The sequence below is a fragment of the Aeromicrobium sp. PFPM2_SD2 genome, from assembly GCF_057364525.1.
In genome coordinates, this window is record NZ_JBNFNZ010000802.1 from 1 (window position 1) to 572 (window position 572).

Annotated in this window: 1 protein-coding gene; it reads left to right on the plus strand. The window is 77.3% G+C overall.

All coding sequences use genetic code 11. The features are described from left to right. Positions 1–53: 53 nt before the first annotated feature. Positions 54–572, plus strand: a 519-nt coding sequence (locus tag AC2W7G_RS18200) for a glycosyl hydrolase family 18 protein (protein WP_485869670.1), incomplete at its 3' end; no start/stop codon positions are given.

Below are 572 nucleotides of genomic sequence, written 5' to 3' on the forward strand. Positions count from 1 at the left end.
CGCGAGGCCCCACGCCCCTGCGCCGCGCCGCCCAGCGCCACCACCGCCGCGCCGTGCTGCTCGTGTCGAACTACACCGACGCCCTGGGCGACTTCGACGAGCCGCTCGCGCACCGGATGCTGTCGTCGCGCAGCAACCGTGCGGCCGTCGTGCGCAGCCTCGTGCGCCGGGCGCGCGCGTTCGACGGCGTCCAGGTGGACCTGGAGTCGCTGCTCCCCCGCGACACCGCCGGCCTGACGGCGTTCACCCGCGAGCTCCGCCGGGCACTGCCCCGCCGCGCGTCGCTGTCCATGGCGGTGATGGCCTCGACCAACGACGCCGGGTACCGCGCCCGCGGCTACGACCTGCGCCGTCTGGCGCGCAGCCTGGACCGGGTCGTCCTCATGGCCTACGACCAGCACGGCCCCACCTGGTCCGGCCCGGGGGCGATCGGGTCGGTGCGCTGGGTGCGCTCGGAGCTGCGCTTCCTGGTCCGCCGCGTGCCCCGGCGCAAGGTCGACCTGGGCGTCGCCGCCTACGGCTACCAGTGGGGCGGCGGGGGCGGCGACGCTCACCGTGCCGCAGGCGCGCCG